The organism is Brevibacterium sp. CCUG 69071, from assembly GCF_021023135.1.
Taxonomy (GTDB): Bacteria; Actinomycetota; Actinomycetes; order Actinomycetales; family Brevibacteriaceae; genus Brevibacterium.
Map to the genome: position 1 here is coordinate 804609 of NZ_PGFV01000001.1, position 22660 is coordinate 827268.

Here is a 22660-nt window from a genome sequence, read left to right on the forward strand (position 1 = left end):
GAAGTCTATCGGTCGGCGAGGCGGTAGACCCGAACCTCCTCGTCGGCGAAGTCGGGCGTACCGAGGGCGACGTCGAGGAAGTCGGCGTACGCACCCTGACCGCCCGGCAGCAGCGGAGCGTCCTCGGCGAGGACGACGAAGTCCACGCCTTCGGCTGCCAGCTCGTCGACGGCGGCGCTCACCGCGGCGCCGGTGGGATCGGGCAGCGGAGTCCCGGAGAACACGTTGTCGTGGAGCAGCCGGTCGAGCGCGTCCTCGGGTGCGGCATAGGTCACTGCTGAGTCCGGGCTCGATCCGATGAAGTAGCCGCCGGTCTCCCGATAGGAGAAGTCAGCAACGGACTGCCAGACCATGGCCTCGTCGGCATGGGGTTCGGCCCAGGCCAGCGGCCGGGGGAAGGTTTTGACGACGGAGCCCGCGGGGATCACCTCGGGCAGAGACTGGGTGTAGAACTCAGGCACGGTGACCTCACGTGAGCTCTGCACTCCGGGGATAACACAGAGTGCGGAGACGAGGAGGAGAGTGAGCAGCCCCTGTCCGGTGCGTCGGCGGCGGTGGGCGAGGGCCCATTCGAGGCCGATGCCGAGGATCGCGAACAGGGCGATCGTCGAGTGGAGGACGAGGCGCATCGGCAGGATGTTGTTGAGCACCGGGATGGCTTCGACGAGGGCGAAGGGTCCGGTCGGCAGCAGCTCTCGTCCGTTGAGGAGGACGGGCGAGCCCAGGGACAGCGCGAAGACGAGGATCCCCGTCGCCGAGGCGATGGCCAGCGTCGTGGCATACCTACTGTTCCGGCCCAGGCAGAAAAGGATGATCACGGCCGCGAGCAGGGCGGGGACGCCGACATAGGCGCCGAGCTCGGCGCCGTCGATGTCCATGATCCGCGGCAGCGGGGACTCTCCGTTCCCGAGCAAGGTCGGGACGGCGGGAATGATCGGATCGAGCAGGTCGGTGTTCCACACGCCGTGAGGTCGGATCGCTCCGCTCGGGGCGTTCGGCCCGGTCATCGTCACCAGCAGCGGCAATGCGAACAGGAGAGCCAGCGCCGAGGCGACCGTTCCTCCCAGCAGCAGCCGCAGCCACCCGGCAGCTGAGGTCAGCGACCGACCGAGTAAGGCGATGGCGAGGAACAGGCAGAGGACGGCGATGAAGGTGCCGGCAAGCACCTCGGTGGAGACGTAGAACTGAAATCCGAGGAGCGCGCCTAGTCCGAGGCTGACCGACCAGAACCGACGATCGCGGATACCGTTTCCGGAGAGGAGTTCGAGGATCGCGACCGCCACGAGCGGGGGCGCGATGGCGAAGGCGAGATTGGGGTGGCCGGAGAGCTGGGCGATGACGTAGCTGGAGAACCCGACGCCGCCGGCGGCGATGAAGGCGGGCAGACGGGACAGGAACCGGGTGAACAGGACCGCGGTGGCGAGGCTGACGAGCACCGGGATGGAGATGATCAGCAGGTTGTAGCTGACGATCGGCCCGGCCAGCAGGGTGATCGGGGCCAGCAGGATCGCGATGCCGGCCAGGGAGGTGTTCCAGGCGCCGTTGACTCCCCCGCCGAGGGCGTTCATCGCCTCGGTGCGGAGGAGGCCGTCCTCGGCGCCGGTGAGCACGTGCGCGGCATGCCCGAGCCACCAGATGAAGAGGGAGGAATCGTCGTTCTCGGCGACGACGCGCCCGCCGGGGTCGGCGGCGACCTCACCGAAGACGGTGATGCTCAGCAGGATCAGCAGAAGTGCGTACCACAGCCAGGGGCGCAGGCGTGAGCGCAGCGTGAGGGCATACACAAAGGGCTCCCGGCCAATCGACCGGGAGCCCTCGTGAGTGCTGTTATCAGCTGCCTGCAAGCTTCTCACGCAGTGCTGCGAGAGCTTCGTCGCTGGCCAGGGTACCTTCGTCGGCCGCCTCTTCCGAGGAGAACGATCCGGTGGCCGGAGCGGCGTCGGCAGAGGCGCCTGCACCGGCATCGGCGGAGCCGGCTTCGGCATCCGCGGCGATGGCCTTGGCGACCTGCTTCTTGTGCTCTTCCCAGCGGGTCTGGGCGGCGGCGTACTGCTGCTCCCAGGTCTCGCGCTGAGCCTCGTAGCCCTCGACCCATTCGTTGGTCTCGGGGTCGAAGCCCTCGGGGTACTTGTAGTTGCCGTCCTCGTCGTACTCCTGCGGCATGCCGTAGAGAGCGGGGTCGAGGAACTCTTCGGCCTCGGGATCGACGCCCTCGTTGGCCTGCTTCAGCGACAGCGAGATGCGGCGACGTTCGAGGTCGATGTCGATGACCTTGACGTAGATGGTCTCATCGACGGAGACGACCTGCTCCGGCAGATCCACGTGGCGAACCGCGAGTTCGGAGATGTGGACGAGGCCTTCGATGCCGTCTTCAACGCGCACGAACGCACCGAAGGGAACCAGTTTGGTGACCTTGCCGGGAACGATCTGTCCGATGACGTGGGTGCGAGCGAAGTGCTGCCACGGATCTTCCTGGGTCGCCTTGAGCGACAGGGAGACGCGTTCGCGGTCCATGTCGACGTCGAGCACCTCGACGGTGACCTCGTCACCGACGGTGACGACCTCACCCGGGTGATCGATGTGCTTCCAGGACAGCTCGGAGACGTGCACGAGTCCGTCGACACCACCGAGGTCGACGAAGGCACCGAAGTTGACGATGGAGGACACGACGCCGGGACGGACCTGGCCCTTCTGCAGGGTCTGCAGGAAGTCGTGGCGGACGGCGGACTGGGTCTGCTCGAGCCAGGCGCGACGCGACAGAACAACATTGTTGCGGTTCTTGTCGAGTTCGATGATCTTCGCCTCGACCTGCTGGCCGATGTAGGGAGCGAGGTCCCGGACACGGCGCATCTCGACGAGGGAGGCGGGCAGGAAGCCGCGCAGTCCGATGTCGACGATCAGGCCGCCCTTGACGACCTCGATGACGGTGCCGGTGACGACTCCGTCGTCTTCCTTGATCTTCTCGATGTCGCCCCAGGCGCGCTCGTACTGAGCGCGCTTCTTCGACAGCATGAGACGGCCTTCTTTGTCTTCCTTCTGAAGAACGAGGGCTTCGATCTCATCGCCGACCTCGACGACCTCGCCGGGATCGACATCGTGCTTGATAGAGAGTTCACGCGAAAGGACGACGCCTTCCGTCTTGTATCCGATGTCGACGAGGACTTCGTCGCGGTCGACCTTGACGACGGTGCCTTCGACGATGTCGCCATCGTTGAAGTACTTGATCGTCTCATCGACGGCGGCGAGGAAATCCTCAGCGGTTCCGATGTCGTTGACAGCGACCTGCTTCGGCTGCACCGATTCCGGCGTAGTGGTGGTCATATAGGTTGGGACTCCGATGGAATTATGGTCCAGATCCGATACTCTGGGTCGATGTCGTCAAACACTGACGAAGAGACGGATCCGGTCTCGATTGCGAATTTGGACTTGTATGCATACGCGCATACGGTTGTCAATACTAGCACCATCCGAGGCGTGAATGCACGCCGAGTTTCCAAATGAATGACGTACCCAGCCACGGAGGAAAGTTGACCGACGGAAGTTACCGAACCGAAGTCATCAGCGGTGGCTATCTCCCGATCGACGAAGAGGCCTCAGTTCGGGCCAATCGTAGCTATTGGGACAACTCCGCCGAGGACTATCTGGCCGAACACGGCACTTTCCTCGGGGCTTCCGAGTTCATCTGGTGTCCCGAGGGAATTCACGAATCCGACGTCGGCCTCCTCGGCGATGTCACCCGCAGACAGATCCTCGAGGTCGGCTGCGGGGCCGGGCAGTGCTCGCGCTGGTTGGCCGAGGAGGGGGCGATCGCCACCGGTGTCGACGTCTCCGCCGGCATGCTCGAGCAGGCCTCGCGGCTGCAGCGGGAGAATCCGCTCAGCGAGGGGGTCACTCCCCCGACCTTCCTCCATGCCGATGCCCGCCAGCTGCCGTTCGCGTCGAACAGCTTCGACGTCGCCTTCTCCTCCTATGGGGCGCTGCCTTTCGTCAAGGACGCCGAGGTGGTCTTCGCTGAGGTGGCACGCGTCGTCCGTCCGGGCGGCCAGTGGGTGTTCTCGACCACCCATCCCATGCGGTGGATGTTTCCCGATGTGCCAGGCGAGTCCGGTCTCACCGTCGAATACTCCTACTTCGACCGCACTCCCTACGTCGAGCTCGACTCAGAGGGACAGCCGATCTACGCCGAACATCACCGCACGATGGGCGACTGGGTGCGCCTGCTGGTGGCCGCCGGCTTCACGATCGATTCGGTGACCGAGCCGGAGTGGCCGGAGTCCAACCAGACCGCCTGGGGCGGATGGTCTCCCCTGCGCGGTGCGCTCATGCCGGGCACCGTGCTCTTCTCCGCCACCCTCGCAAAGGACTGAGCTCCGCGGGCCCGGGCTACCTGACCGCGGCAGAGCTACCTGACGGTGTCCGAGCTACCCTCCGGCGCTCGAACTACCCGACGGGGCCTGAGCAACCCGCCGGTGCCTGAACTACCCGACGGGGCCTGAGCAACCCACCGGCAGGCTCAGTCCACGCGAAACTCGAAAACATCTTCACTGGCGACGACTTTTTCGAGTTTCGCGTGGACCGAGGCGTCCGCAGGCGCATTATGGTCTCGCTCGGTGTCGTTGCGCGGGCGGCCGCGGACCTCACCGAGGCTCCGCTCACTCCAGTGCTGCTCTGCGGACGTCAGTGGGCGGCGGCGTGCCAGGAGATGCCGGTGCCGACGTTGACGTCGAGCGGAACGTCGAGCTCGAAGGCCGAACCCATCTCCTCGGTGACGATGCTGGTGACCTCATCGACCTCGCCCGGATCGACATCGACGATGATCTCATCGTGGACCTGCAAGAGCATGGTCGATTTCAGCCCGTCCAGGCGCCCGGCGACCTTGAGCATCGCGATCTTCATGATGTCGGCCGCCGACCCCTGGATCGGGGCGTTGAGCGCGGCGCGTTCGGCCATATCGCGCAGCTGTCGTCGGTCGCTGTGGAGGGCGGGCAGGTAGCGCCTGCGGCCCATGATGGTCTCGGTGAACCCGTTCGCTCTGGCCTGCTCGACGATCTCGTCGAGGTAGTCCTTGACGGCCCCGAAGCGTTCGAAGTACTGCTCCATCAGGGCCTTCGCCTCGTCGACGCCGATCACCAGCTGCCGTGAGAGCCCGTAGGCGGAGAGACCGTAGACGAGGCCGTAGGACATGGCCTTGACCTTCGACCGCATCTCGGAGTCCACCTCGTCGATACCGACTCCGAAGACCTTCGATCCGACATAGGAGTGGAGGTCCTCTCCGTCCTTGAACGCCTGGATCAGCGCGGCATCGCCGGACAGGTGCGCCATGATCCGCATCTCGATCTGCGAATAGTCGGCGGTGAGCAGTCGCCCACCGGAGACCTCGGGATCGGCGATGAAGATCTCGCGAATCCGTCGCCCCGACTCGGTGCGGACCGGGATGTTCTGCAGGTTCGGATCGAGAGAGGACAGACGTCCGGTGGCGGCGACGGTCTGCTGGTAGGTGGTGTGGATGCGACCGTCCTCGGCCACCGTCTTGAGCAGTCCGACGACGGTCTGCTTGAGCTTCGTCGAATCCCGGTAGGCGAGCAGATGCTGCAGGAACGGGTGCTCGGTCTTGATGAAGAGCTCGGCCAGGGCTTCGGCGTCGGTAGTGTAGCCGGTCTTCGTGCGCTTCGTCTTCGGCATATCGAGTTCCTCGAAGAGCACGGTCTGCAGCTGCTTCGGCGAGCCGAGGTTGACGTCATGCCCGATCGCCTCATAGGCGAGTTCGGCACTGGCCTCGGCCTGCTTCGTGAATTCGTCGATGAGCGAGCTCAGCCCAGCTTCGTCCACGGCGATGCCGGCCAACTCCATCTGGGCGAGCACCGGCACGAGCGGCAGCTCGATATCCCGGTAGACCTGGTTCATGTTCGCCTCGTCGATGGCCTTGGCGAGCACGTCGTGGACCTCGAGCAGAGCCGCGGCGCGCTGCCCGTGGGTCTTGGCGGTGGTGTCCTCGTCGAAGTCGAGTGCAAGCTGACCGGAGTCGGATTCGGGTTCGCCGAGCTCGATGCCCGCCCGTTCGACGGCGATCTGCCCGAGGTCGTAAGCCCGCTGATCGGGCACGAGCAGATAAGCGGCCAGAGCGGTGTCTCCGGAGACGTCGTCGACGTCGAGTCCCAGTGATCTCCAGGCCTTGAGCTGGAGTTTCGAGCTGTGGAGGATGAGCGATCTCTTCCCCAGAGCTTCCCCGAGGTCCGCAATCGCCTTCTCCCCCGCCTCGGCGAGATCGACGACGAGGGCCTGGCCCGGCTCGGTGGAGACGGCGAGGATTCGGACATCGCCGTGGCCGAGTTCGAAGCGGGCATCGGAGTCGAGGGCGAGGACGTCCGAGTCCGAGATCCGGTCGAGCAGCGTCGCCACGTCCACGGTCTTGACGGTGACCTCTCTGGCCGGAGCGCTCTCTTCCCCGGGCACGGCTTCGTCACCGAAGATCGCGCTCAGTCGTTTGCCGAGCGCCTGGAATTCGAGCTGATCGAACAGGCTCGACAGCTCGGCCGGGTCACCGGCGCCCCATTTGAGGTCCGCGTACTCCAGCTCCAGGTCAACATCGTCGAGGAGTCGGTTGAGCTTGTAATTGCGTTCGACCTCGGGAATGTGGTCGCGCAGCTTCTCGCCGACCTTGCCGCCGATGTCCGCGGCATTGGCGAGCACGCCGGGGAGGTCGCCGTGGGCCTTGAGCCATTTGGCGGCCGTCTTGTCGCCTACTCCCGGCACACCGGGGAGGTTGTCGGCCTTCTCCCCCACGAGTGCGGCCAGGCCGCGGTAGTTCGCGGGGCTGACCGCATATTTCTCTTCGATCGCCGCCGGTGTCATCCGGTTGAGGTCGCTGACACCGCGCTTGGGATAGAGGATCGTCACGGCATCGCTGGCGAGCTGGAAGGAGTCCTTGTCCCCGCTCATGATCTCGACGGCGGCTCCCGCCTCGGTACCCATCCTGGCCATCGTCGCCAGGGCGTCATCGGCTTCGAAGCCCTCTTTCGTCACTACCCGGATGCCCATCGCGGTCACGATGTCCTTGATGAGGTCGATCTGCGGGTGGAATTCTGGCGGAGTCTTGGCTCGACCGGCCTTGTACTCGGAATACTCCTCGAGGCGGAACGTCTGTCGGCCGAGGTCGAAGGCCACGGCGACGTGGCTCGGCGATTCGTCGCGGAGGACGTTGATGAGCATCGAGATGAAGCCGTAGATGGCGTTCGTGGTCTGACCGGTGCTCGTCGAGAAGTTCTCCACCGGCAGAGCGTGGAAGGCGCGGTAGGCCAGGGAGTGTCCGTCGATGAGCAGGAGGGATTCGTTTGAGTGACTCACATGGCATAGCCTATCGTTCGACGCTGACATGCCCAGCGCGGCCAGCCGATTTCGAAGGAGAGCGATGTTCAGACCCGAGGTGTCACTGACAGCCGAGACGACCGAGGAGCAGCGGGCGCAGCTGCTGACCCAGCTCAACGCGCCCGGGGCGCGGGGCGCGCTGGCGGAGAAGATGGGCATCGATTTCACTGCGGTCGCCCACGATCATGTCGAAGCCCGAGTCGCGGTCGAGGGCAACACCCAGCCGATGGGGCTCTTCCACGGCGGCGGGCATGTGGTGCTGGCCGAATCGCTGGCGTCGATGCACTCGTTCCTCCTCTCCGGGGGCCGGAACGTCGTCGGTGTCGATCTCAATGCCACGCATCTGCGCGCAGCCAGCGAGGGCACGGTCACCGGCACCGCCTCGGTGCTCCATCAGGGGCGGACCATCATGTCCCATGAGGTGAGGATGACCGACGAGGCGGGGCGGCTGCTGTCGATCGTGCGGATCACGAACATGATCCTCAAGACCGACCCGAAATAGGGGACGCCCGAAACAGGGGGCGACCGAAACAGGGGGCGACCGAAACAGGGGACTCGGCCACTGCGACGCCAGCTCCGCGGTGCGTACCGCAGTCCGCTCGGCGGCGCACTCCCGACCCCTTGCGGATGGTCCGATGGTCCCGCCAATGTGACCGTACACGAAGGGCCCGACCAGTTGGTCGGGCCCTTGCTGTCGGTGGGGTGGGTTACTTCTTCGAGCCGATCTGCTTGAGCACGGTCTCGGCGACCTCGCGCATCGTCAGGCGACGATCCATCGAGGTCTTCTGGATCCAGCGGAAGGCCTCGGGCTCGCTCAGACCCATCGAGGTCTGCAGCAGGCTCTTGGCGCGCTCGACGAGCTTGCGGGTCTCGAAGCGCTCGCTGAGATCGGAGATCTCGGATTCGAGGGAGCTGATCTCCGCGTGACGGGAGAGCGCGATCTCGAGGGCGGGAATGAGATCCGCCGAGGTGAAGGGCTTGACCACATAGGCCATGGCGCCGGCGTCGCGGGCCCGCTCGACCAATTCCTTCTGCGAGAAGGCGGTGAGCAGCACGACCGGGGCGATGCGCGCCTTGGCGATGCGCTCGGCGGCCGAGATGCCGTCGAGGATGGGCATTTTGATGTCCATCACGACGAGGTCCGGGCGCAGCTCCTCGGCCAGGCGGATGGCGGATTCGCCGTCTGCGGCCTCACCGACGACGTCGTATCCGACCTCGCGCAGCATTTCGACGATATCGAGACGAATCACTGCCTCGTCTTCGGCCACGACGACGCGGCGGACAGGCACTGACTCATCTGAGGTTGATTCTTCGCTGTTTGAAAGCACGGCACCAGTCTAGACCAGGCCCGAGACCGGCATTGCAATGGGCGCGGAGTTTTCCTCTGTGATGACAGCCACCCCTGTGACGGCGACCACCGCGATGGACTCTCGCGGGGCTGCCGACCACAGAAGCTGCACTGACGCCAGACGCACTGTTCGCCGGTGTGCATCTGTTTTCACGCTGACGTAGTATTGACGCTGTCGCTCGCGCGGGCGACGAGCCGGATTGGCGGAATCGGTAGACGCGGTGCACTCAAAATGCATTGTCGAAAGACGTGTGGGTTCGAGTCCCACATCCGGTACACAGCACAGCGGAGGGCTTCGCACACGAGAGATCGTGTGCGAAGCCCTCCGCTGTTTCGCCGTCCGCCCGCTGCGCGCGGGCGACTTCTCACGGATAGGTCACAGAACCGAGCGCTCTGCCGCTTCGGCCTCGGTTCTGTGACCTATCTGTGGTCAGTCGCACAGTGGTCAGACCCGCAGATCGAGGGCGTAGAGGTGGGTGTCGAAGCGCCTGTCCCCGACCGCGACGAAGCCCGGCAGCAGGCCGTAGCGCTCGAACCCAAGCGATTCGTAGAGCGCGATCGCCGCTGTATTGTCCCCGCGCAGGTCGAGGGTGATGACCTCGACCGCGGCCTCCCGCGCCGAGGCGATGAGGGCGTTCATCAGCATCCGTCCGATCCCCTGCCCCTGGGTCCGCGGATCGACGGCGACCTTCTCGACGTCGACGTGAGGGCGGTGGGTCGGTCGCGCATATCGTCTCCAATAGGCGATTCCCACAACGCGTCCGGCCCCTGGTTCACCGTCGACGGCGGTCGCGCCGACGGGTTCGCCGAGCGCCAGCGCCACGCTCGCCTCTCCCCCGTCGACCCCGGCGGCCAGCTCGTCGAGCAACGCGGCCACTTCCGCCCGGGTGGAAGGATCGACCCACCCGAGAGCCGCACCCGCGGACACGAGTTCGGCAAGGATCTCGGTGATCTGCGTGAGAGCGGGCTCACCGACGCCTCCGGCCGGCATGAGCATGATGCTCATGCCGGCCGGGTGCGCATCGGAGTGCGCGGATGGATCTTGCGAGTCCTCCATGGGCTGGTCCTCTCCACGGTGCGACATCCTGTGATGCCGAACCTACCGGTTCTCCCGTGCGGAGACGACAGCCCACACCGAGACGACACCCTGCCGGGAGATCACCGCATCTGTGCCGAGATCACCGCATCTGTGCCGAGGTCTCAGCCTCGGCGGCCTCGGTGGTCTCGCCGGCCTCAGCGGTCTCGCCGGTCTCCTCCTCGTCGACGGGGACGTAGCCGTCGATGCGCGGGGCGTCGTAGCGGTCGACGTCGAGGATGTCATGGCGCTTGGCGACGATCGCCGGGATGAGGGCCTGTCCGGAGACGTTGAGCGCGGTGCGGCCCATGTCGACGATCGGTTCGATCGCGAGCAGCAGGCCGACGCCCTCGAGCGGCAGTCCGAGTGTCGACAGCGTCAGCGTGAGCATCACGGTCGCACCCGTCGTGCCCGCGGTCGCGGCCGAGCCGATGACGGCGACGAACACGATGAGCAGGTACTGGATGAGCGAGAGGTCGATGCCGAAGAACTGGGCGACGAAGATCGCCGCGATCGCCGGGTAGATGGCCGCGCAGCCGTCCATCTTCGTCGTCGCGCCGAAGGGCACGGCGAAGGCTGCGTAGCCGTGGGGCACACCGAAGTTGTCGGTCGCGACCTTCTGGGTCACGGGCATCGTGCCGATCGAGGACCGGGACACGAAGCCCATCTGCGCGGCGGGCCAGACGCCCGAGAAGTACTGCCGCACCGACAGGCCGTTGAGCTTGGCCAGCAGCGGGTAGACGCCGAAGAACACGATCGCGAGGCCGAGGTAGACGGCGACGACGAACCACAGCAGGGATCCCATCGTCGACCAGCCGTAGGAGTTCACGGCGTTGCCGATGAGGCCCAGCGTGCCGATCGGGGCGATCCGCACGATCCACCACACGACCTTCTGCACGACGGCCAGTGCCGCCTCGGTGAACTGGAGGAACGGCTCGGCGGCCTTGCCGACCTTGACGGCGGCGATGCCGATCGCACCGGAGGCGATGATCAGCTGCAGGATGTTGAAGTCGACGTCGGAGACGAGTCCGCCCGCCTCATCCGCCGAGGTGGAGACCTCGAGTCCGAGGAAGTTGACCGGAACGAGCCCGGTCAGGAAGCCGATCCAGCTGCCCTGCGAATCCGGGGCGGCGCCCGAGAGCGAATTCGCGTCGGCGTGCATGCCCGGCTGGATCACGACGCCGAGGATGAGGCCGATGAGCACCGCGATGAGCGCGGTGAATGCGAACCACAGCAGGGTCGAGACCGCGAGCCTGGCGGCGTTGGTGACCTTGCGCAGGTTGCCGATGCTGGCGATGATCGCAGTGATCACCAGGGGCACGACGGCCGCCTTGAGCAGGGTCACATAGGACGAGCCGATCGTGTCCAGCGTCTGGCCAAGCCAGTTGTCCTGCGCTTCGCTGACCGGGCCCCAGGACCGCGCGATGAGTCCGAGGACGACACCGGCGATGAGCGCGATGGTGACCTGCACCCCGAACGATCTGCTCCAAGCGGGCAGTCTCATGCGTATTCTCCTTGCTGCTTGCCCGTCGGCTGTGGCCGTCGGGAGTTGTTGTGAAGGTTCTGTCGACCCAAGGCACAACTGTTGAGCAATATGGAAAATTCCGCAAGTCAGGGTGAGGTGGGTCGCACCACCGGACGCGGCGTCACATCCGCCGCGCCCAGCGTCACACGCGGCGGACCGGTGCCGCCCATGGACTCAGGGATGCACCCGCGGACTCAATGCCGCGGTGCGCCGCCTTCGCGCACGATCGGGACCTCGCGGGTGACGGGCGCCTCGGCGACCACGCCGTAGCCGGCCAGAGGATCCTCTTCGGAATCCGAGGAGTCCTGGTATGCGGCGGTCACGCCCTTGGCGGCATCGCCCATCGTGTGGATGCGCAGAGCGTTCGTCGACCCCGGAATTCCGGGAGGAGAACCGGCCACGAGGATGCTCTGATCACCTTCGCGGGCGGTTCCGTCGGCGAGCAGGACCGCATCGACCTGACGGGCCATCTGATCGGTGTGGCGGACGGTCTTGACCAGGTACGGGCGCACGCCCCAAGTCAGCGCCAGCTGGTGACGGACCTGCGAGTCGGGAGTGAAGCCGAGGATCGGCCACTTCGGGCGCAGCCGCGACATCCGACGCACGGAGTCACCGGTCTGTGAGAAGGTGCAGAGCAGATCGATGTCGAGCTGCTCAGCAATCTTGACCGCGGCCGCGGTGACGGCGCCGCCCTTGGTGTGGGGCACGGTGCCCAGCGGCGGAATCCGCTCGAGTCCGTGCTCCTCGGTGGATTCGATGATCCTGCTCATCGTGCGGATCGCCTCGACCCAGTGCGCTCCCACCGAAGTCTCCCCCGAGAGCATGAGCGCATCGGCACCGTCGAGGACCGCGTTCGCACAGTCGCTCGCCTCGGCGCGGGTAGGCCGGGAGGCATCGATCATGGTCTCGAGCATCTGCGTAGCGACGATGACCGGCTTGGCCTGCTGACGGGCGATCTCCACGGCGCGCTTCTGCACGATCGGGACCTGCTCGAGCGGCAGCTCGACGCCGAGGTCGCCGCGGGCGACCATGATGCCGTCGAAGGCGTCGATGACCTCGTCGAGGCGGTCGACCGCCTGGGGCTTCTCGAGTTTGGCGATGACAGGGGCGGTGATGCCGACCTCGTCCATCACGGCCCGGACATCGGCCATGTCCTCGGGACTGCGGACGAAGGACAGCGCCACCCAGTCGAAGCCGAGCTGCAGACCCCATTTGAGGTCCTCGACGTCCTTCTCCGACAGCGCCGGCACGGAGACCGGAACGCCCGGAAGGTTGATGCCCTTGTGGTTGGAGATGGTTCCGCCGATCTCGACCTCGGTGACCACATCGGTGGTGGTCACCTCGGTGGCGCGCAGACGCAGCCGACCGTCGTCGATGAGCAGCGGATCGCCGACCGACACGTCGCCCGGCAGGGTCGCCAGGGTCGTGGAGACGACTTCGGAGGTGCCGGGGATATCGCGGCTCGTGATCGTGAAGGTCGCCCCTTCGACGAGCTCTTCCTTGCCGTTGGCGAAGTTGCCGACGCGGATCTTCGGACCCTGCAGGTCGAGGAGCACGGCGACGGCGCGTCCGGTGTCGAGTGCCGCCTGGCGGACCCAGGCGAATTTCTCTTCGTGTTCGTCTCGCGTGCCGTGGCTGAGGTTGAACCTCGCCACATCGACGCCTTCATCGACGAGTGCGCGGATCTCTTCGTAGGAGTTCTGATTCGGACCTAAAGTTGCGACTATCTTTGCACGCCTCATGCACACCACCCTACCTGCATCGCGGCGGGCGGTTCGACCCGCCCGCCGCGTCTGCGACTCGGTTGTCGGTCGGCACGTCTTCGTGCGACCTTCTCATTAAATGACACAGCCTATCTTAGCATTTAATACCTGTGTCGCTCGGCCGCACCGGCTCCGGAAGCCGCGTGGATCCGGTGAGGAAACGGTCGACCTCCGCGGCCGCGGCTCTTCCCTCCGCGATGCCCCAGACGATGAGCGACTGTCCGCGTCCGGCGTCGCCGGCGACGAAGACGCCGGGCAGCGAGGACTGGTACGACTCGTCCCGGGTGAAGGCCCTGCCTCCGGGCGCGTCGAGGTCGAGATCCGCAGTCTCCGGTCCGCTGAAGCCCAGCGCGAGCAGCACGAGATCGGCCTCGAGCACATGCTCGGTGCCCGGCGTCGGGATGCGCCGTCCGTCGGCGAACTGAGTCTTCGCCACCTCGATGCCGGTGACGCGACCGGCCGTGTCCCCGACGAAGCGGGTCGTCGAGGCCAGGTAGCGCCTGGTTCCACCCTCCTCGTGGGAGGACTGGACTTCGAAGATCCGCGGCACTGTCGGCCAGGGGTCGGCCTCGCCGCGTTCCGTCGGAGGCTTCGCACCGATCGCCAGGGTCGTCACCGATGCGGCCTGCTGACGCAGCGCGGTGCCGAGGCAGTCGGCGCCGGTGTCTCCGCCGCCGATGATGATCACATGCTTACCCCGAGCGTCGATGTGGCGCGGGCCGACCTGGCCGGCCTGTGCCTGGTTCGAAGGCACGAGATAGTCCATCGCGAACTCGACGCCGTCGAGCTCACGGCCTTCGATGGGCATGTCACGGGGCACGGTGGCTCCCGTGCACATGATCACCGCGTCGAAGCTGGTCCGCAGCTCCTCGAGGCTGATGTCCCTGCCGATGTCGACGCCGGTCTCGAAGCGTGTGCCCTCGGCGCGCATCTGCTCAAGACGGCGATCGATGTGGTGCTTCTCGAGCTTGAAGTCGGGAATGCCGAAGCGCAGCAGGCCGCCGAGGCTCTCGGCCCGCTCGTAGACGACGACGGTGTGCCCGGCCCGGGTCAGCTGCTGGGCCGCGGCCAGACCGGCCGGACCGGAGCCGATAACGGCGACCGTGTGACCGGTGATCCGCTCCGGGACCACCGGCTGGATCAGCCCGGCTTCGAAGCCCTCATCGACGATAGTGACCTCGACCTGTTTGATCGTCACGGCCGGCTGGTTGATGCCGAGCACGCATGCGTTCTCACAGGGCGCCGGGCAGGCGCGGCCGGTGAACTCGGGGAAGTTGTTCGTCGCGTGGAGCAGCTCGACGGCGCGCGGCAGCTCCCCGCGGTACATCGCATCGTTGAACTCGGGAATGAGGTTGCCCAAGGGACAGCCCTGGTGGCAGAAGGGCACGCCGCAGTCCATGCAGCGCGACGCCTGCCGGCGCAGCTGTGCGGGGTCTCCCGCCTCGTAGACCTCCCGATAGTCGAGCAGTCGGATCGGGACCGGCCGGCGCTTGGGCACCTCGCGATGGTCGACGGTGAGGAATCCGTGTGGATCAGCCATGAGTGACCTCCAGAATCTTGTGCCAGGCCGCGTCCGAGTTCGGGGAGGTCCCTTCCTCGGCGAGCTCGGTCTGGATCTCCCGGACCGCCTGATAGGCGACCGGAATGATCTTCGTGAATCGTGAGAGAACGTCTTCGCCGCGGCGCAGTCCGTCGAGGAGTTCGCCGGCCAGGGGCGAACCGGTCCAGTCGACGTGTTCGCTCAGCAGCCTCTGCAGGACCTCCATGTCGTCGACGCCGACTCCGGTGAAGCGGAAGACGCCGGCCGCACGCTCGTCCGGGTTGAGCCGGGCGGGGTTGAAGTCGAGGACGTAGGCGGTGCCGCCGGACATGCCGGCCGCGAAGTTGCGTCCGGTGCCGCCGAGGATGACGGCCACTCCTCCGGTCATGTATTCCAGCCCGTGGTCGCCGATGCCCTCGACGACCGCCTCGGCGCCGGAGTTGCGCACCATGAAGCGCTCACCCACCTGGCCGGAGACGAAGAGCTTGCCCGCGGCCGCTCCGTAGCCGAGCACATTGCCGGCGATGAAGTTGTGTTCGGGCCGGGTTCGGTTCGCCGCGCTCGGATGCACGCTCACCGTTCCGCCGGAGAGGCCCTTGCCGACGTAGTCGTTGGCGTCTCCGGACAGATCGATGCTCACTCCCGAGGGCAGGTACGCCCCGAGGGACTGACCGGCCGTGCCGTGCAGCTGCAGCCGGATCGTATCCGCCGGCAGGCCGCGGTCGGCATGGGCGAGGGTGACATGGTGGCCGAGCAGGGTGCCCACGCTGCGGTCGGTGTTCGCGATCTCCGAGGTGATCGTCACCGGCACGCCTGTGTCGATGGCCTCGCGCGCCTGTTCGAGCAGACGCGGATCGAGTTCGTCGGCGAAGTCCCTGCGCACCGGTCCGGCGCACTTGCGCGCCACCTCGGTGTTCCCGTGCAGGTCGGCGGGGACGGTGAGGATCTGGCTGAGGTCGAGTGCGAGACCGGAGCTCTGCGCCCGCTTCTCGTCGATGCGCAGCCTCTCCACGGCGCCGATCGCCTCGTCGAGTGACCGGAAGCCGAGCTGGGCGAGGTAGCCGCGGACCTCCTCGGCGATGAAGGTGAAGAAGTTGACGACGTGGTCGGCCTGCCCCTGGTAGCGCTGTCGCAGGACCGGGTTCTGAGTCGCCACCCCGACCGGGCAGGTGTCCTTGTGGCATACGCGCATCATGATGCAGCCGGACACGACGAGTGCCGTGGTGGCGAAGCCGAATTCCTCGGCGCCGAGCAGGGCGGCGATGATGACGTCGCGTCCGGTCTTGAGCTGACCGTCGACCTGCACGCTGACCCGGTCGCGCAGACCGTTGAGGATGAGCGTCTGCTGCGCCTCGGCCAGGCCGAGCTCCCAGGGGGTGCCGGCATGCTTGAGCGAGTTCAGCGGGCTCGCCCCGGTGCCGCCGTCGTGTCCGGAGACGAGGACGACATCGGCTCCGGCCTTCGCGACGCCCGCCGCCACCGTGCCCACGCCGATCGCGGAGACGAGTTTGACGTGGACCCGGGCTCGGGCGTTGGCCCGACCGAGATCGTGGATGAGCTGAGCAAGGTCCTCGATCGAGTAGATGTCGTGGTGCGGCGGAGGTGAGATCAGTCCGACGCCCGGGGTCGCGTGTCGGGTCTTCGCGATCCACGGATAGACTTTCTCCCCCGGCAGCTGACCGCCTTCGCCGGGCTTAGCGCCCTGGGCCATCTTGATCTGCAGGTCGTCGGCCTCGGTGAGGTAGTGGCTGGTCACGCCGAACCGCCCCGAGGCGATCTGTTTGATCGCCGAGCGGCGCTCGGGATCGAGCAGGCGTGCGGTGTCCTCCCCGCCTTCGCCGGTGTTCGACTTCCCGCCGATTCGGTTCATCGCGATGGCCAGGGTCTCGTGCGCCTCCTGGGAGATCGAACCGTAGCTCATCGCTCCCGTGGAGAAGCGCCGCATAATCGCCGAGGCGGGTTCCACTTCGGAGATGTCGATCGGCCCGTCCGGCAAGGGAACGAGGTCGAAGAGACCGCGCAGAGTCATCAGCTCACGCGACTGATCGTCGACCGCGGACGTGTACTGCTGGAAGATCTCATAGCTCTTCGTGGCAGTGGAATGCTGGAGTTTGAAGATCGTCTCCGGGTTGAACAGATGGCTGGGACCCTCCCTGCGCCACTGGTATTCACCGCCGATGCGCAGCGGCCGGTGAGCCGGCCGCGGATGGTCATCGCGGTAGGCATCGGCGTGACGGGCGGTGCTCTCGGCCGCGATCTCGACGATGCCCTTGCCGCCGAGCTGGTGCGGCGTGGAGGTGAAGTAGCGGTCGATGAACTCCTCGGACAGGCCGACGGCCTCGAAGGTCTGGGCTCCGTGATAGGACTGCACGGTCGAGATGCCCATCTTCGACATGATCTTGAGCATGCCTTTGTTCAGGGCCGCGAGCACATTGGCCACGGCCGCGGACTCGCTGACCCCGCGGACCCGGTCTTCCCGCACAAGCACCTCGGCGGTCTCCATGAGCAGGTACGGATTGACGGCGGAGGCACCGAAGGACACGAGCATGGCCGCATGGTGGACCTCCCGGACGTCCCCGGCCTCCACGACGATGCTCACCTGTGTGCGCGTCCGCTCCCGGACCAGATGGTGATGGAGTGCGGAGGTCAGCAGCAGCGACGGGATCGGCGCAAGATCGGCCGTCGACTGGCGATCGCTGAGGACGATGAACACGGCACCGGCGGACACGGCCGCGCTCGCCTCGGCGCAGAGTTCGTCGATCCGGCGCTCCATCGCCGCGTCACCGCCGTTGACCGAATACAGACCGGACAGCGTCACGCTCGGACGGAGGCTGTCGACACCGAGAGCCGAGCCCTTCGCATGGGCGATCGCAGCGAGATCGTCGTTGTCGATGACGGGACGGTCGATGATGATGTGGGCCGAGTCCGGACGGTCGTGTTCGAGCAGATTGCCCTCACGTCCCAGGCCGGCGGACATGCTCGTCACGATGTGTTCGCGGATCGAGTCGAGCGGCGGGTTCGTCACCTGCGCGAAGTTCTGGTGGAAGTAGTCGAAGAGCAGTCGCGGCCGCGTGCTCAGACCCGCGATGGCGGTGTCCGTGCCCATCGCACCCAGCGGCTCCGCGCCGGCTTCGGCCATCGGCGCGATGAGCACCCGCAGCTCCTCCTCGGTGTAGCCGAAGGTCCGCTGGCGGCGACGCACCGAGGCGGGCGGGTGTGAGACGTGGACGCGGGCCGGCAGCTGATCGAGGCGTTTGGAGGACTCTTCGAGCCACTCCTCGTAGGGGTGCTGGGTGGCCAGAGTGTTCTTGATCTCCGTGTCGGAGATGATCCGCTCCGACACCGTATCGACGAGGAACATCCGGCCCGGGGTGAGCCTGCCGCGGCCGATGACCTCGGATTCGTCGAGGTCGACGACGCCGATCTCGCTGGCGAGCACGACCGTATCGGCGGTCATCACGTAGCGGGCGGGACGCAGTCCGTTGCGGTCGAGCACGGCACCGGCCAGACGACCGTCGGTGAAGGCGACGCAGGCGGGTCCGTCCCAGGGCTCCATGAGCAGTGAGTGGTACTGGTAGAAGGCCTTGCGGGACTCGCCCATGCCCGGGTTGTTCTCCCAGGCCTCGGGAATCATCATCAGCATGGACTGGGGCAGCGAGCGGCCGGAGGCGACCATGAGTTCGAGCACGGCATTGAAGGACGCCGAGTCCGAGGCCCCCGGGGGCACGATCGGGCACAGCCGGTCGAGGCTGTCATCGGTGCCCGGCACGGGTGAGGCGAAGAGCTCGGAGGCGAGCTTGGACTCCCTGGCCTGCATCCAATTGCGGTTGCCGCGCACGGTGTTGATCTCGCCGTTGTGGGCGATCGTGCCGAACGGCTGCGCCAGCTGCCAGGACGGGAAGGTGTTCGTCGAGAATCGCGAGTGGACGAGAGCGATCCGTGAGGTCAGCCGCGGATCGTCGAGTTCGGTGTAGTACCGGGCGAGCTGACCGGTCTCGAGCATTCCCTTGTAGGTGATCGTCGTCGGCGAGAGCGAGGGGAAGTAGATCCCGGCGAGGTCGAGGCGTTTGCGCACGATGTAGGCGCGGCGACGCAGATCGTCGGCGTCACGGGCCGGGTAGCGCTCGTCGAGAGCGAAGAAGACCTGCCGCATCCGCGGCTGGGTGGACCGAGCGATCTCGCCGAGCACGCTCTCATCGTGGGGCACCTCGCGGAAGGCAAGGACGCTCAGTCCCTCCTCGGCGGCGATGCGATGGACGAGCGCCTCTTCGCCGGACTCCGCAGTCTCTGCACCTTGGTCGGTCTCGGGCACGCCGGGAGCGGGAAACACATCGCCGCTCTCGGCTCGGCCGGCACCGGTGAGGTCGCGGCGGTAGTCCTGGGAGAAGAAGCCGATGCCGGCGGCGTACTCGCCGGCCGCGGGAAGCTCGGTCCCATCGGCGGCGAGCACTTCGGCGAAGTAGTCGTGGGGAATCTGCAGGGTGATGCCGGCGCCGTCACCGGTGCCGTCGTCGGATCCGATGCCGCCGCGGTGTTCGAGTTTGCGCAGGGCGGAAAGGGCCTGTTCGACGACCTCATGGTCTGGACGGCCCCGATAACGGACGATCAGTGCGAGACCGCAGGCGTCATGTTCGAGCGCGGGATCGTAGAGTCCGGCACGGCCGGGCGGAGACGGAAATTCAGGGGTCGATGGGTTGACTCTTGTCATCGGCTGCCTTCACGGGGTCGAGTAGCTTTCCGAAAAGACGGCATTGTCCTCAACGGTTCTGACGTGTGCCGAGGAGGTCGTCTTCGGACACATTATGTGACGTGGTTCTCACGGTCGGATATTCAACCTACACGAAGTGGAGGCACGATGCGAAACCGAGAAAGGACCGAACAGTGAACCATATCGTCTCAAATCGCGGACACTGTCTCGTTGTATCCCGGGAAGACCATCAGAATGCTGCCGCGATTACGGTGACGGTGAACCCTGTCAGTCGGCGGACGGAGGCCGGCCGTCCTCGCGTGAGCGTCCCCGGACGTCAGGGACGATCGAGATCGCCGAGGTGACCGCCCCGAAGAAGCCGAAGCTGTGCATTCCGTTTTCGTCGACTCCCTCACCGGAGGGGTCCGACACGGAGCCGTCCACGCTCCCGCCCACGGGATCAGTATGCGCTCCGGCGCGGGTGTCCCCGGATGCCGCGGGGGCGACCCCGACGGGTTCGAAATCGTGCTTGCCGCGCCTGCGCCGCCGCTGCAGGGTCCGGGGCTCGCGCAGGTAGACCCCGGTTTCGGGGGTGCGATGGCGGGCACGCGAAGCCACCAGCCAGATCATGCCGATGAGGAGTGCGACGATCGCCGACCACACGTTGAGCGGGAGACCGACCACCATTCGGGCGTCCTCGGCCGCTGGGGTTCCGATGCGCAGGGCTTCGAGCCACACGCGTCCGAGTGCGAAGAAGCAGAGGTAGAGGGCGAAGACCTGGCCGTGGCCGAAGCGCAGCCGCTTGGCGATGACGATGAGCAGGATGCAGCCGATGAGGTTCCAAACGGACTCGGCGATCACCGTCATCAGGGTCAGCCGCTGATCGATCCAGTCGCCCCAGGCGCCGGCCACCTGCCCCAGGATGAGCCCGGGAGCGACCGAATCGAGGAACGGCAGCAGCTTGACGCCTTGGAAGCGGGTCAGCGCCCAGGCGGCGAGGACTCCGAGGATGAGTGCACCCCAGAAGCCGAAGCCGCCGTCCCAGAGCGCGAATGCCCGGATCGGATCGCCGTCGGGCCCGAAGTACTCACCCGGTGAGGCGATGAGATGGTCGAGCCGTCCGCCGATCACAGCCGCGGGAACCGTGATCACGGTGATGGCCCACAGGTCTCCCTTGTGACCACCGCGCGATCGCCATTGGATCGAGGTCATCCACAGGGCCAGAGCGATGCCGAGGAGGACGAACAGGGCCCAGAGCGGACTGAAGCTCATGCACACCCTTCTGCGAGTTCGGCGGCGAGAGCGGCCACCCCGGGCACACCGTCGGACTCGAGGGCCCTGACGAGGGCCGAACCGACGATGACGCCGTCGGCGTATTCGGCGACCTCAGCCGCCTGCTCCCGGTTCGAGACGCCGAGACCCACGCAGGCACGCGGCGCCCCGGCCTCCTTGAGGCGGGACACGAGATCACGGGCATGGTTGTCGACCTCGGAGCGGACACCTGTCACGCCCATCGTCGAGGCGGCGTAGACGAATCCGCGGCTGGACTCGACGATCCGGGCGATGCGTTCGGGCGTCGACGACGGTGCGGCAAGGAAGATGCGATCGAGGTCGTACGCCTCGGCGGCGTTCAGCCACCCGGCGGCCTCGTCGGGGATGAGATCGGGGGTGATGATTCCCCCGCCGCCGGCGGCATCGAGGTCACGGGCGAAGGCGTCCACGCCGTATTGGAGGACGAGGTTCCAGTAGCTCATGACCACGGCTGTGCCGCCCGCCTCGGCGATGGCGGCAACGGCGGAGAAGACATCCTTGGTGCGGACTCCGCCGTCGAGCGCCTGCTCCGCGGCCCGCTGGATCACCGGTCCGTCCATCCCCGGGTCGGAGTAGGGCAGACCGACCTCGACGATGTCGACTCCGGAGCGGACGAGTTCGACCATGGCCTCGATCGAGCCGGGCACGGTCGGGAACCCGACCGGCAGGTAGCCGATGAGTGCGGCCTTGCGGCCCGCCTCGGCGACGGCGTCGAGGGTGGTGGCTGTGCGTGGACCTGTGAGGCTCATACCTGCACCGCTCCTTCGTCGAAGTAGTCGAACCATTTGGCTGCCGTGGTCATGTCCTTGTCGCCGCGTCCCGAGAGATTGACCAGCAGCACGGCCTCGGGGCCGAGCTCCCGGCCGACCCGCATGGCACCGGCCAAGGCATGGGCGGACTCGATGGCGGGAATGATGCCTTCGGTCCGTGAGAGCAGTTGCATGGCCTCCATCGCCTCGGCGTCGACGACGGGTTCGTAGGTGACACGTTCGGTGTCGTGCAGATGCGAATGCTCGGGTCCGACCGAGGGGTAGTCGAGTCCGGCCGAGACCGAATGCGACCCGCGGGTCTGACCGTCGGCGTCCTGGAGGATGTAGGTCGCCGAGCCGTGCAGCACGCCGGGCCGACCGCCGGAGAAGCGGGCCGCGTGCCGTCCCGAGTCGATGCCTTCTCCCCCGGCTTCGAAGCCGAAGATCCTGACATCTGTGTCGGCGAGGAAGGCCGCGAAGATGCCCATCGCGTTCGAGCCTCCGCCCACACAGGCGCAGACGGCATCGGGCAGGCGACCGGCCGCGTCGATGACCTGCTGTCGGGCCTCGACGCCGATGACGTTCTGGAAGGAGCGGACCATGGCCGGGAACGGGTGGGGTCCGGCGACGGTGCCGATGACGTAGTGGGTGGCGTCGACGTTGGCGACCCAGTCGCGCATCGCCTCGTTCATCGCGTCCTTGAGCGTGCGGGTGCCGTTGGTCACGGCGTTGACCTTCGAGCCGAGCAGGCGCATGCGGGCGACGTTGAGGGCCTGACGCTGCGTGTCCTCCTCGCCCATGTACACCTCGCACTCCATGTCGAGGAGGGCCGCTGCGGTCGCCGTGGCCACCCCGTGCTGTCCGGCGCCGGTCTCCGCGATGAGGCGGGTCTTGCCCATCCGCTTGGCCAGCAGCGCCTGGGCCAGCGCGTTGTTGATCTTGTGGCTGCCCGTGTGGTTGAGGTCCTCACGCTTGAGGAACACTCGGGCACCGCCGCAGTGCTTCGCGAAGCGCTTGGCCTCGGTGAGCAGGCTGGGGCGTCCGATGTAGTCGCGCTGCAGGGTGAGCAGTTCGTCGGTGAATTCCGGATCGACCTGGGACTTGCGCCAGGTCTCCTCGATCTCGTCGAGGGCGGGAATGAGGGCTTCAGGGATGAACCTGCCTCCGAACGCACCGAAGTACGGTCCGTTCTCCTGGCTCACATCGGTCATTGCGGTCCTTCTCGATCTCGTGATGGCTGCAGTGGGTGTTCGGCAGAGCCGGCGACGGTCCTCCGACGGCGAGGTCGGAGATCTCG

The 22660-nt window shown here is 66.6% G+C and carries 14 protein-coding genes and 1 tRNA gene; 3 read left to right on the top strand and 12 right to left on the bottom strand.

From position 1 onward, the window contains the following. Positions 1–5: 5 nt before the first annotated feature. Both CV023_RS03740 and rpsA read right to left on the bottom strand, forming a co-directional pair. Positions 6–1784, bottom strand: a complete 1779-nt coding sequence (locus CV023_RS03740) for a hypothetical protein (RefSeq protein ID WP_230744109.1) — start codon at positions 1782–1784, stop codon at positions 6–8. Between the two features lie 46 nt (positions 1785–1830). Beyond that, positions 1831–3321 (bottom strand): 30S ribosomal protein S1, encoded by a 1491-nt coding sequence (gene rpsA, locus CV023_RS03745; protein WP_230744110.1) that lies wholly within the window; start codon positions 3319–3321, stop codon positions 1831–1833. 206 nt (positions 3322–3527) lie between these two features. Between rpsA and CV023_RS03750 the strand changes: the two genes are divergently transcribed. After that, positions 3528–4367, top strand: a complete 840-nt coding sequence (locus CV023_RS03750; protein WP_230744111.1) for a class I SAM-dependent methyltransferase — start codon at positions 3528–3530, stop codon at positions 4365–4367. A 310-nt stretch (positions 4368–4677) separates the two neighbouring features. Here the strand turns inward: CV023_RS03750 and polA are convergent, their stop codons facing one another. Continuing rightward, a complete protein-coding gene (gene polA / locus CV023_RS03755; protein ID WP_230744112.1) occupies positions 4678–7344 on the bottom strand; it encodes a DNA polymerase I in 2667 nt (888 codons plus the stop codon). 64 nt (positions 7345–7408) lie between these two features. On the opposite strand from polA, the gene CV023_RS03760 reads away from it, so the two are divergent. Then, positions 7409–7867 carry a hotdog fold thioesterase gene (locus CV023_RS03760; protein WP_230744113.1) on the top strand — a complete coding sequence of 153 codons (459 nt, stop codon included), beginning with the start codon at positions 7409–7411 and terminating at the stop codon, positions 7865–7867. Positions 7868–8072: 205 nt separating this feature from the next. On the opposite strand, the gene CV023_RS03765 is transcribed toward CV023_RS03760, so the two are convergent. Then, positions 8073–8654, bottom strand: coding sequence for an ANTAR domain-containing response regulator (locus tag CV023_RS03765; protein ID WP_230744114.1), 582 nt, complete (start codon positions 8652–8654; stop codon positions 8073–8075). Positions 8655–8907: 253 nt separating this feature from the next. On the opposite strand from CV023_RS03765, the gene CV023_RS03770 reads away from it, so the two are divergent. Beyond that, positions 8908–8989 (top strand) — tRNA-Leu (locus tag CV023_RS03770). A 169-nt stretch (positions 8990–9158) separates the two neighbouring features. On the opposite strand, the gene CV023_RS03775 is transcribed toward CV023_RS03770, so the two are convergent. From CV023_RS03775 to trpB, 8 genes are all read right to left on the bottom strand, one after another. Further along, positions 9159–9770 carry a GNAT family N-acetyltransferase gene (locus CV023_RS03775; protein ID WP_230744115.1) on the bottom strand — a complete coding sequence of 204 codons (612 nt, stop codon included), beginning with the start codon at positions 9768–9770 and terminating at the stop codon, positions 9159–9161. Positions 9771–9891: 121 nt separating this feature from the next. Further along, positions 9892–11292, bottom strand: a complete 1401-nt coding sequence (locus CV023_RS03780) for a dicarboxylate/amino acid:cation symporter (protein ID WP_230744116.1) — start codon at positions 11290–11292, stop codon at positions 9892–9894. Positions 11293–11507: 215 nt separating this feature from the next. Then, on the bottom strand, positions 11508–13055 hold the full coding sequence (gene pyk, locus CV023_RS03785) for a pyruvate kinase (protein ID WP_230744117.1): 1548 nt from the start codon (positions 13053–13055) through the stop codon (positions 11508–11510). Positions 13056–13170: 115 nt separating this feature from the next. Then, positions 13171–14616 (bottom strand): glutamate synthase subunit beta, encoded by a 1446-nt coding sequence (locus CV023_RS03790; RefSeq protein ID WP_230744118.1) that lies wholly within the window; start codon positions 14614–14616, stop codon positions 13171–13173. Beyond that, positions 14609–19324 (bottom strand): glutamate synthase large subunit, encoded by a 4716-nt coding sequence (gene gltB, locus CV023_RS03795; RefSeq protein ID WP_230744119.1) that lies wholly within the window; start codon positions 19322–19324, stop codon positions 14609–14611. The genes CV023_RS03790 and gltB overlap by 8 nt, the downstream gene beginning before the upstream one ends. Before the next feature lie 267 nt (positions 19325–19591). Next, a complete protein-coding gene (locus tag CV023_RS03800; protein ID WP_230744120.1) occupies positions 19592–20575 on the bottom strand; it encodes a prolipoprotein diacylglyceryl transferase in 984 nt (327 codons plus the stop codon). After that, positions 20572–21363, bottom strand: a complete 792-nt coding sequence (gene trpA / locus CV023_RS03805; protein WP_230744121.1) for a tryptophan synthase subunit alpha — start codon at positions 21361–21363, stop codon at positions 20572–20574. The genes CV023_RS03800 and trpA overlap by 4 nt, the downstream gene beginning before the upstream one ends. After that, complete coding sequence (gene trpB, locus CV023_RS03810) at positions 21360–22574, bottom strand: tryptophan synthase subunit beta (RefSeq protein ID WP_230744122.1); 1215 nt, start codon at positions 22572–22574, stop codon at positions 21360–21362. The genes trpA and trpB overlap by 4 nt, the downstream gene beginning before the upstream one ends. Positions 22575–22660 lie beyond the last annotated feature (86 nt).

Coding starts and splice junctions, on each gene's coding strand:
- rpsA (WP_230744110.1), bottom strand. CDS start 3,321: ATGACCACCACTACGCCGGAATCGGTGCAGCCGAAGCAGGTCGCTGTC.
- CV023_RS03760 (WP_230744113.1), top strand. CDS start 7,409: ATGTTCAGACCCGAGGTGTCACTGACAGCCGAGACGACCGAGGAGCAG.
- CV023_RS03775 (WP_230744115.1), bottom strand. CDS start 9,770: ATGGAGGACTCGCAAGATCCATCCGCGCACTCCGATGCGCACCCGGCC.
- CV023_RS03780 (WP_230744116.1), bottom strand. CDS start 11,292: ATGAGACTGCCCGCTTGGAGCAGATCGTTCGGGGTGCAGGTCACCATC.
- pyk (WP_230744117.1), bottom strand. CDS start 13,055: ATGAGGCGTGCAAAGATAGTCGCAACTTTAGGTCCGAATCAGAACTCC.
- CV023_RS03790 (WP_230744118.1), bottom strand. CDS start 14,616: ATGGCTGATCCACACGGATTCCTCACCGTCGACCATCGCGAGGTGCCC.
- gltB (WP_230744119.1), bottom strand. CDS start 19,324: ATGACAAGAGTCAACCCATCGACCCCTGAATTTCCGTCTCCGCCCGGC.
- CV023_RS03800 (WP_230744120.1), bottom strand. CDS start 20,575: ATGAGCTTCAGTCCGCTCTGGGCCCTGTTCGTCCTCCTCGGCATCGCT.
- trpA (WP_230744121.1), bottom strand. CDS start 21,363: ATGAGCCTCACAGGTCCACGCACAGCCACCACCCTCGACGCCGTCGCC.
- trpB (WP_230744122.1), bottom strand. CDS start 22,574: ATGACCGATGTGAGCCAGGAGAACGGACCGTACTTCGGTGCGTTCGGA.